2 protein-coding genes are annotated in these 7,096 nt (G+C 54.3%); both read right to left on the bottom strand.

Features of this window, described 5'->3' with window-relative positions; all coding sequences use genetic code 11:
- Positions 1 to 5,710: pullulanase-type alpha-1,6-glucosidase (gene pulA / locus JE47_RS0118880; protein ID WP_031461244.1), on the bottom strand; the 5,710-nt coding region annotated here is incomplete at its 3' end.
- Between the two features lie 802 nt (positions 5,711 to 6,512).
- Entirely contained in the window at positions 6,513 to 6,851 is a 339-nt protein-coding gene (locus tag JE47_RS21450) for a zinc-ribbon domain containing protein (RefSeq protein WP_081910075.1), read from the bottom strand.
- Between the last annotated feature and the right edge of the window lie 245 nt (positions 6,852 to 7,096).

Below are 7,096 nucleotides of genomic sequence, written 5' to 3' on the forward strand. Positions count from 1 at the left end.
TCGGCGTGTTGGTCGGCGTGTTCGTAGCTACTGGCGCAAAGTTGGCAGTTAGTGAACGGTTATTTGTTGCCGGGAAGCTATAACTGGCAGTTGTGGCGACCACTGTAGACCCTTCCGTCCAGTTCACAAATGTGTAGCCACTTGCCGCTACTGCATTGACTGTCACCAGAGCGCCGTGCATATACACGCCGCCACCGCTCACCGTTCCACTCCCGCCTGGGGCAGCGTTGACCGTGATCTGGTATTGCGGACGGGCGTTGATGTGAATGGCAAAGGCATCCTGCGCAGACAGGCTATAGTTCACGATTTGACCACTGGCATTGACTTCAATCAGGGCACTGGCCGGTACCGGTGTTGTGGTACCGGAGAGAACGCAGATACCATTGACAAAGTCGTAGTGGACAATATCGCAGTAGAAGCCTGCTGGCAAGCCAGTTTGGTAAGTGGTTGTTGCTGACGTCAGACTGTTGTTAATGGCTACAAATCCTTTGTTGCCGCGCCCAAAGGCAATATGGTTGGTCGGTGTGCCACCAATGTTTTGCCAGTTGGTTACCGGTTCGCCGTTGGTCGTCTGGCGAAACTGCACCATGTTTGCAATAGCCGGATGGCGATGCTCGCAGACCCACTTGCCAAGATCGGTACTGGTGACGGGATTGGGGTAGGTACCGGCACAGTTCGCCGGATATGCGCCTGCTGGCTGGCCGGGGCCGTATACCGGACGGGTATCGGCTCCCAGACCTGGCCCCCATGTTATGCCACCGTCGTTGCTGCTCGGTGGGCCAAGACTATCGCCAGCGTTACTGTTGGGATTCGTTGTCCAGTAGTAGCTCGACATGACCGATGGATGGCCGTAAGGGTAGGCGAGGGTGAAGATGTTTGCCAGCAAGTGTATTTTACCGTCGCGATGGTCAACGACACATGCGCCACCGGGGCCGTGACCACGCTGGTTGTCGTGGTTATCAACGAAGATTTGGGCAAAGCGTGATGGCAGCAGGCCGTTGGTGAGGGTTTGCAAGCTGCTCAGAGAGCCGCCGCAGTTAAAGCTATTACCGATGACGCTCACACTGTAAGCAAATTCTGTGACATCGCCATAAGGCGTATATTCCCAGTCGCGGATGCGTTCGGTGGTGTCTATATCGATGACTTCACTAAAGATGTAGGGTTTGCTGCCCCCAGGGAGGGTCAAACCGGCAAGGATTGCACCAACTTCATGAGCAGCCATGTGTTTGGCAGCGTCGATACGGAAGCCTCGTACACCGGCATTCAGCAGCGATTGCAGATAGTTGTGCAGTTTAGTTTGTACTGTTGATTTGCCGGTATCGAGATCGGGTAACCCTGCCAGTTGGCAGCGTTGTACCTGGTAGCGATCCTTGTAATCGGTAATGAGACAATCGGGATGGAAATCGTCGGGCAGATATTGGGTACCGTAGAAGCGACTGGCTGCCGGTTGCGACTTGTATTGGGTACCCGCCGTTCCAGTAGCCGGGCTGCCAACTTCAATATCGGCCATGTGGTTGATCACCGCATCAACAATAACGTCTACACCGGCATTGTTGCAGTCGGTAACCATCTGCTGGAACTCGGCCCACGTCCCGCTGCGACTGGTAAAGCGCGTGGTATCGTGAGTAACCGGTTGGTAGCGTGCCCACCATGGGAAGTCGTTAGCGGGGTTCCCACCGAGATCAGCAGTCGGCACGATATGCTCGTTTGGTGGTGAGACTTGGACACCAGTGTAACCCTTTTGGGCAAGGAAGGTACATTCTTTAGCGACGTCGGCCCAGCGCCACTCGAAGAGATGCACAAAGACACCACCTGCCAGTTCAGGAGCACTGTCCGCAGTCGGGATAATCGTGATCAGACCGTCGCCCTGGTCGTCATCGGTGACATTACCGTTGATGTCGTAGCTATCTCCTTTCCACTTTGGCCCTTCACCTGGCTTCTTACAGTAGGTGGTAAAACCATAGGTACCCGGTGTCAGACTCTCTAAAACCGTCTTGGGGATCGTTGCCCGATACTCATCATTGTTCCCGATGTCGGTATTGTAGACCATTGGAAGATCGTTCCACGGCTGACCGTAGCGCCCCCAGTGCAGGTAACATGCGATGCCCGCTCCCTGCCCGACGCCAGGTGTCACCCCGGCCTCGTACACCTGTATGTAGACATCGAAACCGGAAGGGGCAAAACTTCCCTCGTTGATGGCATGGGCAACGCCGCCACGTGGGTACATCAAGCCAACCCAGTCAATCGTACTCGGTGGTTCAAGTGCTTGTGTTGAAACGAAGACAACCGTTGTCCGTGGTGGAATGGTAAAGGTATCGGTCGCGTCGTTGAAGGTTGCAGTAGCGATAACCGGATCATCATCTATACCATTGGTATGAAGTGGGTGTAGGGTGAAGCCGTTGGCGTTAGGAATCGTGATCGACTGAGCAACTTTGTTCGCGTTGAAAAAGACTAGAATATTTTCCCAGTTTGGATCGAGATCAGGATCAACCTCATCAGAAAGTCGCATCACGATCAGCGCATCACGACTGTTGTCGGTGTTGTAATGGCTGACACGGGCATTAATGGCCGACTCGGTGGTTAGCCGAAAGAGGGGTGAACTCATACGCAAGCGCAGGGTCTCGCGCATGTGTGCAGCAGCGAAGTTCATGTCGCTCGACGTAGGATCGAGTGCGTTGTTATTGAGCAAGGGCGTCATTATACCCCAGCGCGAAGCGTTATCCCACGACGGTGGCAAGCCGCGGCCAAAATTGTTGGCGCTGCGATCCCAATAGACACGGTTAAACCAGTCACCTGAGTCGTAGCTGTTGCGATCCAGCGATTTCGAGCGCAGAATATCCTGTCCCATGTGGAAGAAGGGAATACCCTGCGCTAAGCCGATCAGGCTCACCCCCATGTTCTGGCTACGGACGCGATCACTCATTGAAGTGGTTGGAATGCTACTCCCGATCCAGCCAGGGTTACCACTGCCGTCCCCGTTAGGTAATTTGAAAATATTCTGATCAAAGAGGGTTTCGTTGTCATGTTTTTCGACGTAGTTAATGGCCTCTTGTGGATCATCAGTGAAGGGGTTCCCCTGACCGTTCCAGTCGGTACCACTACCGCGCAATGCTGAACGCAGGGTATCCATGGTTACATGGAGATCACTCTGGAAGCGGTTGGGATAATTGTAGCCGTTCCAGTCGTAGCTCAGACCGTTGATAAAACCCTGACGGCGAATACCAACGCTGTCGGTACTGTAGCCACCATGAGCGGCATCGCGAATCACATCGTTAAAGAGACCGATGCCGCTGCCGGTCATATTGTGCTTGTGGGCATAGCAGTGCGGACAGACAGTAAGACCTTTGTCTTTGGCCGATCCGAAATCCCACCCTTCGCCGTACAGATATATTTTGCTCCCATCGACACCGTGGCTTGCCGGGGTGAGCGCTTGCAACGCCGCCTGTACATTGAGCATATTCTGACGGGTATGCAGGTTCATCAAGTCGAAGCGGAAGCCATCGATCTTATACGCTGTGGCGAAGCGCACGACCGTATCGATCATGAGCTTCTCCATCATGGCGTATTCGCTGGCGGTGTCGGCACAGCATGATGACTGATACAGGGTGCCGTTTGTGTCGTAGCGGTAGTAGTATCCGGGCACAATCTTATCAAGCACCGATTTGTCAGCCTGACCGCTGGCCGCCGTGTGGTTGTAGACAACATCCATTACCACCCGCAAGCCATTCTGGTTCAGAGTTTGTACCAGCTCACGGAACTCAAGGATGCGTGTCACTCCATCGGGATTGGTACTGTATGAGCCTTCTGGCACACCGTAATGGTACGGGTCGTAGCCCCAGTTGAAGCTGTCGGTGTTCCGCGCTGCACCAACTACGGCCTGTGGATTACTTGAAGCCCGATCAGTGGCCGGGTTGAACGAAATTGTCGGTTCAGTACGGTCACTGGACTTCTCGATCACCGAGGCAATATCGAAGGTCGGCATCAAATGAATGTGGGTCAAACCGGCTTGCCGTAACTGAAGCAGGTGGTTCATGCCGTCAGATAAGATGGTGTTTGGATGCGGGCCGGTACCATCGTAAGTAAAGGCGCGGTACGTGCCACGGTCGGCTGGGGCAACCGTAGAGTCATTAGCGCTAAAGTCACGAATGTGTACCTCGTAGATCACAATATCTTCCGGGTTGACAAGCGCCGGCTTGCTTAGCGTATCCCAACCGGCCGGTTTGAGGTCGGCATCATTGAGATTAACGAACTGGCTACGCACATCGTCCGCTGCTGCACCGTCTTGCGAGAGACTGACAGCGTAGGGATCGGTCACCAGGTTTGTGACCACTGCATCGAGTGACGGGACATAGACTTCAACGGCAAACAGATAAAACTGTCGATCCCAACTGGCATCACCGGTAATGCTCCAGACACCACTGGTCGGGTCGAGCGTCATTGGGTGGTCGGTGTAGGTGCTGGTCGTCGAGTTTGCAAACCGCCGTAATGAAACAGATTTAGCCGTTGGCGCCCAGAGTCTGACGGTCGGTATTGCACCGCTATAGCTTACCCCTAGCGTCTGAGTCGTGGCACTGGCTGCGTAGAGGTCATCGAGGACACCCTGAATCTGTACGCCGGTCGCGTCAATGCGCGACCCACTACCGTTATAAGCGGCAACCACCACCTGACCACGCAACAGATGACGCGCATCAGCGGCACTCAGCCCGGTCAGCAATCGGGTAAGGCCATTGGCATTCGGGTTCTTGACCGACCCGCTCACCGTGCCGCTTGCTGTCAAGGGAACGTAGCATGGTGCAGCCGGTGTTGGGAAGGTACATGTCGTTGTCTCGGCAGCGGTTGTTATCCCGCCATCAGGATCGTACAACAGGCGAAAGCTGGCTGCCGGGCCACCATTCCAGGCAATGGTATTCAGATCAAGCCACAGCGCCCGTGTCTGGGTTGGGGAAATTGCACTCGTTCCACTGCTAACGGTATAACTGTAGTTACTGCCACCGTTCGTATCGTAAGTAATCGTCATCAGATCAGCATCGGCACCAGCAATGCTGCTGACATTACCAGAACTAAACACGTAATAACTCACCGTGGTACCGGCGCTCTGAGCCGGAATGGTGGCACTGAATGATGTGCCACTGCCGGTCATCTTCACGACTGTCGAACTGCTCCAGTTACTATTGAGCGCATACCGTAGCCAGAGAGCCTGTTCGGCGGGTGGAGGCACATTCGTTGTTGCCGTTACCGTCACTGCCTGCCCGGCGGTGGGTGTTGTTGGCGTGCGGCTTACCCCGGTAATTGCCGCCGGTGATGCAGTAAGCTGGAAGACAACCCCACGCCCATCACCATCCCACTTGAAGACGTAGTAGCGGCCACTGATGTGGTTAAAAATTATATTAGGTGCACTGCCACTACTGCTGAGACCGGTAAAGATACTACCAAAACTGATCGGAGTCGTGTCAAATTTTCCATACCACAGATTACTATTCTTGTAGAACTTGAACTGGGTGCTGGGATTGTCAGGGTTAGTTATTTGACCACTGACGTAGATAAAGGTACCACCGAGCGAGGCAGACATACTCCACGGTGTGGTACCCCAACCGTTCAAATTACTACGCACCTCTTCACCAGCGGCCAGAGCGGGTGGCGGAATGAGTAGACGTAGCAAACCGGCGACGATCAGGAGAGCGATGAGTAGGCGGACGGTGCGGCGGTGCATAACTTGACCTCTTTTGTGCGACAAGGCAGGCTGACTCCATTGGCATTTTGATCTGGTAGTGGAAACCGCGGGTAATTATACCATGATTTAATTTTTTATGCAACAGTATTTAGAGCAACAATACCGTTTCGTATAGTTTTTACCCTACTCGTCAGCGGTGAGGGGAGAGGAAAGAGAAACGAGTGCAGAAGAGGTAACATCCTGTGCTGATAGAGGTCTGTAGCTAGGCTCTCTGTGTTCTTGTCGATCACGCCTGTCAGCGCACGGCCAGGGCGAGTTTCACCTGCCTGCGCTCACTGACATAGATTTGCCAGCACACCAACGCGGGCCAGTGGCGTGTGCTCTCAGGGTTCTGTTAGAGGCAGGTTTCAAGCTCCTACTCCCCTTTGCGGGGATGTGCCAACTGATGGGTTCGCGTGGAAGGCGGCGCACGTTGCGGTAGAATGGTTGGCCTCTCGCAACTTCACCCAACCCCCTCCCTCTTCTACCAGGGGCGAGGAAGGGGGAAGCTAGCCTTGCACCTTCCCTTCCAATTCGCTGCCTCGTTCACACGGGGCGAGGAAGGAGAAAACACGATGTTCGACCAGGCTAATGCCGACGGTATCACATACAGAGGGAGAGGGGCGAGGCATCACCTCGCCCCTCCAATTGGGTTCCAGTGATTGTCGAATGATCTATGCGCATAATCGACTACCTGCATAGCTGCTCATCAGGCCTTCCCGGTGGGCATCGTGCCATGGCGGACATGAGCGAGGCATGGGGTGTCGTGTTTTATTCCTTCTGGATGGCTGTAAGCAGCGTCCTAAAACGTCGTGCGCTGACTACTGCGCATCCGGTTGAAGCATGCGCTACAGTAGACCGGTTTTGTGCCACGAGGTACGAAGGGTACAGTTGTCTCCTGACCACAACCGGCACAGGTCACCTTATAATTCACTCGCTCGCGAGTTTCTGAGGGTGCGTTTACCGGTCGTCTACGTTCAGATGATCCGCTCATCTGGGTCTTGCGCGCCTTCCGGCAAGACGGGCAACGCACCGGCTCATTGATAAAGCCTTTGGTGGCGTAGAATTGCTGTTCGCCCGCTGTAAAGACGAAATCCATCCCACAATCCCGACAGGTAAGGGTCTTGTCTGCGAAGCTCATGGCTCGCTACTCCTCTAACAGAACAACGAAGGGTTCATTGGCCGGTGGGGTTGCGTTGCGTCCGTACTCGACCGAGGGGGACTCAGTGGGGGATCGCTAGCGCGTACCAGATCCGTACCATTCTTGAATATTGATTATACCAAATTTTGACTACTATGAGAAGCGGTTAAGTGGTGGGGCATGGGTTTTCGGAGTTATCGGATTTTGGTCGTGGTTCTCACACACGCTCATATTTCCGATCCCCA

The sequence above is a fragment of the Chloroflexus sp. MS-G genome (genome assembly GCF_000735195.1).
In the GTDB taxonomy this organism is placed as follows: Bacteria; Chloroflexota; Chloroflexia; order Chloroflexales; family Chloroflexaceae; genus Chloroflexus.

Coding starts and splice junctions, on each gene's coding strand:
- JE47_RS21450 (WP_081910075.1), bottom strand. CDS start 6,851: ATGAGCTTCGCAGACAAGACCCTTACCTGTCGGGATTGTGGGATGGAT.